This window comes from Vibrio sp. Vb1026 (assembly GCF_033338745.1).
GTDB classification, from domain to species: domain Bacteria; phylum Pseudomonadota; class Gammaproteobacteria; order Enterobacterales; family Vibrionaceae; genus Vibrio; species Vibrio alginolyticus.
Map to the genome: position 1 here is coordinate 1 of NZ_JAWOTH010000042.1, position 3,534 is coordinate 3,534.

The window sequence follows — 3,534 nt, forward strand, 5'->3', positions numbered from 1 at the left end:
ACGTGAGAGGCACAACCTGAAAGGTGCAAAGACGAGCACCAAAACAGATAAACACCAAAACTTATGACCTTTGATGTCAAACCCGTACTAACGCCGCATTAAGGTGTGAGCGGCGCTTGGCTATACTTGAGCGAAGCGAAACTGCCAAGCGTTGCGAATCACTCTTAAATGCTTTGTTAGTTGCACAATGCGCACTGAATTTTTTGTTTATTTTCAGTGATATATTTTATGTCATTTAGATAAGCTTGAAGATGACCTTGCTCTATGTTTTCAGCAAAGGTTTCATTACCATTTTCAGCTTCTCTCCGCATGAACAAAACTAAAGCCCGTAATCGCTCAATCATTGCGTCCGCTAGTTGATTTCTTTCTAACGTAGTTGCACCGTAACTATCACAGAACAACTTAGCTCTAGTTACCTGCTCAGAGATTGTGCCTAACTTATCATTGCTGTCAGTTTTGAAAGGCGACCAACAATAAACTGAATATGCTAAATCCCATATTCTTGGCGCAGGGTGCGCAGTATCAAAGTCAAATACACCTACAACTGTGTTCTCGGATAGAGCAACATTATAAGGGGTAAAGTCACCATGGCAGATGACTTCAAAAGGCTCTTTTGGCTCTAGCATCCACTTGTGCGCATTGACATCTACTTGTTCCAAAAGTGGCACAGTTGAGTCATGTATTTTACGCAATAGCTTACCTGCTGATGTGAGTGCATCCACAGTCGCAATTGCATCGACTAGAGGGTAGTTATAAGTATTACCAACAACAAAACTTAGGACTTCCTGTTCTTGGCTAACACCAAGAAATCTTGGAGATTCAGCTACATTTTCTCGCTCGAGGTGTTTCAAAATAAAGTGAATTGTAGGACTCCACGGCTGAAGAGGACGATAGACAACTTCACCATCTCGATATATTGCTAATTCTCTTCCACCTGATAATTCTTCCACGAAACCTCCTCGTGCAACTAACGCCCTGTTAAGGGGTGAGCAACGCAATACCAAAGCCGCCGCATACCACCTTAATCACTAAAACCAACGCATAGTAAAAATGCCACGCGTTGCGAATCCCTCTTGAACAATTTGTTAAATGCCGTCCACTTTTTCGCACACCCAGCCTTCTTCCACGCTATTTCGACTAGCTATACAGCCAGGAGGCATAGTAGCTATTTCGTAAAGAGAAACATCAAAGGAGACAGCTTGTTCCATACTAACAACCAACGTATCTGAAGGGTTACTAGTAGTACCACACATAAAAGCCCATGAGTGATCATCCGAATAATGGATCACTTGTAAAATGGGTAATCCTTGTTCTACTACTTGCTTCGTTATCAATGCTGCTACGTTTTTATCTTGGTCAAAATTCCAATTCATAATATTCCCTTAGGCATTTAACGCCCTGTTAAGGTGTGAGCAACGTAATACCGATGCTTCCGCATACCACCTTAAACACTAAAATCAACGCATAGTAAAAATGCCACGCGTTGCGAATCACTCTTAAACAGCTTGTTATGTGAACAAGGTCACACTTTTGAGTTATTCTTAGTCATTGATAAATATAGAAACCCTATCAAAAGCATGAAAAAAACTCTTGCAAAACAGATAGTTAGAAATAACCCACTATTGAAACACCCCAAATCATCCGATATGATAAGTCCCAGATATAAAAAAACCACTAATGTGAACTAGTTACGTCAGCATTAGTGGCTTCTTCACCTACAATAATAGGAGGTCATATTGCTAAACGATTTAATCGAAGTCGCAATTTGCTTACTAACGCTAGTTAGTATCACTTTAAAATATCTAGGCTGATCGTCGCCAAACAAATAGACTAGATTTTTAGACCTAAGCCATCTTAATTGATGGCTTATCAAAAATACAGAAATGATTTTCAGCTCCATGCACATAACGCCGCGTTAAGTAGTGAGCAACGCCACCATCATACCTAAACTATTGTGCCGTAATCACCAAAGCTGAATCAAACCGAAAATGCCGAGCGTTGCGAATCTGTCTTAAACGCTTTGTTATATTTATTTTACGCGATATACGTTTTTAAGATGCCAATCAGCCGTTATACCTTGATGATTGGTTACAGATGTAATACTAGCGATTATGCTACAGTTAACCTCGACATTTTGCTCATTTAGTTTGAACATATCTTCGTTAGATAAATCAACAATTACGTACTGACCAACAGACAGATCAAGCAGACTAATTTCCATTGGGTCTTCAGTATCGATATCAGCTACGACAAATAGACCTGTCCTTTCAACCTGTGCACCGCTATCTGCAATTGCAATATCTTCGCCAAATTCACTCGCCATAAAATACCTTAATTTCATGGTAAATTCTTCTGTGTTGAGTGTATCGCCAAAAGAAGTCTGGTCTGCCATTTGGCGAGCAAAGTCTTCTATTACGCTAGTAGTTAAAGTACCTAGTTTGTATTTGCCGTTGAAAGAAGAAAACAGTTCTTTATAAATTGATTTTAGATCGTTAATGCAAGAAGCAGCTTCAATTTTTAGGTCATCACGCTTTTGAGACTTAAATCCGTCATTGAAGTGCAAACAGTTATTCCTAATCTTACGAATTTTATCAAATTTGCTGTGTACAGAAGAAGAAATTATTCCTAATTCGTTAAGTTTATTGATTCGGTCAAACTGAGAATGATTGGTGAGTTTTTGATGTCCCTGTTTTTCAGCAAAGTACCTACATAGATCTTCACTTGCGACTCCAACTAAAGCAATAGTACTGAAGTAAGCACCAAGAGAATAAGATAGCTCAGCCTCTTTAATTAAGCGGATGAAGTCACCAGTTTCATCAACGACTCCGATATTCTCTATTTCCCACTTTCTTTCTACAATGTTATCGATTTCTGAATTAATCCACTGTTGGAATGAATGTTTATATGCTGCTTTATCTCGCTCGATTAGATCACTTGTTTCTGTGATGTTGAATTTCTTATAGTCAAATTTTGTACAGTCAAAATATCTCATAACTCACCAATAAATATAACGCCGCGTTAAGTAGTGAGCAACGCAGGCCACCGACCTAAAACATTGTGCCGTAAACACTAAAGCCGATAAAAACCAAAAATGCCACGCGTTGCGAATCTGCCTTAAACGCTTTGTTATACGTTTATATTTCTGATGATCTTATTGCAAGCACTAACAACATCGGAACGATAAAACTTCATCGTTTCAACTAGCTCTTTATCAGCTTTTACGAGAAACTCCTCTGAGCAATTCAAACGAACATGATTAAGAGGTAAATGGTCTGTCTCCGATGCTATGAGACCAAATACGTGGTAATCAGTGTTCCAGCATTGCCCATACATTTCGTTTCCAATACGCGATAATGCAATTATGTTTTCTATATAATTATCATCTGTTTCGAGTAGGTTCTTTGCTAGTTTAATCGCTTCTTCAGACATTTCCTTGCCCCCGATTCCCCCAAAACGTATAACGCCCTGCTAAGGGGTGAGCAACGCAATACAAAAGCCGAAGCAAACCACCTTAATCACTAAATTCAACGCATA

4 protein-coding genes are annotated in these 3,534 nt (G+C 39.1%); all 4 read right to left on the minus strand.

The genetic code is table 11. The annotated features are described in order from the left end of the window. Positions 1-176: 176 nt before the first annotated feature. Positions 177-950 (minus strand): aminoglycoside phosphotransferase family protein, encoded by a 774-nt coding sequence (locus R7E47_RS23875; RefSeq protein WP_258500753.1) that lies wholly within the window; start codon positions 948-950, stop codon positions 177-179. 135 nt (positions 951-1,085) lie between these two features. After that, on the minus strand, positions 1,086-1,373 hold the full coding sequence (locus R7E47_RS23880; protein ID WP_064354107.1) for a hypothetical protein: 288 nt from the start codon (positions 1,371-1,373) through the stop codon (positions 1,086-1,088). Between the two features lie 656 nt (positions 1,374-2,029). Next, the gene (locus tag R7E47_RS23885) at positions 2,030-2,992 is read right to left on the minus strand and encodes a DUF4145 domain-containing protein (RefSeq protein WP_257896781.1); all 963 of its coding nucleotides are present in this window, start codon (positions 2,990-2,992) and stop codon (positions 2,030-2,032) included. Positions 2,993-3,126: 134 nt separating this feature from the next. Then, complete coding sequence (locus R7E47_RS23890) at positions 3,127-3,429, minus strand: hypothetical protein (protein WP_054730763.1); 303 nt, start codon at positions 3,427-3,429, stop codon at positions 3,127-3,129. Positions 3,430-3,534 lie beyond the last annotated feature (105 nt).

Coding starts and splice junctions, on each gene's coding strand:
- R7E47_RS23880 (WP_064354107.1), bottom strand. CDS start 1,373: ATGAATTGGAATTTTGACCAAGATAAAAACGTAGCAGCATTGATAACG.
- R7E47_RS23885 (WP_257896781.1), bottom strand. CDS start 2,992: ATGAGATATTTTGACTGTACAAAATTTGACTATAAGAAATTCAACATC.
- R7E47_RS23890 (WP_054730763.1), bottom strand. CDS start 3,429: ATGTCTGAAGAAGCGATTAAACTAGCAAAGAACCTACTCGAAACAGAT.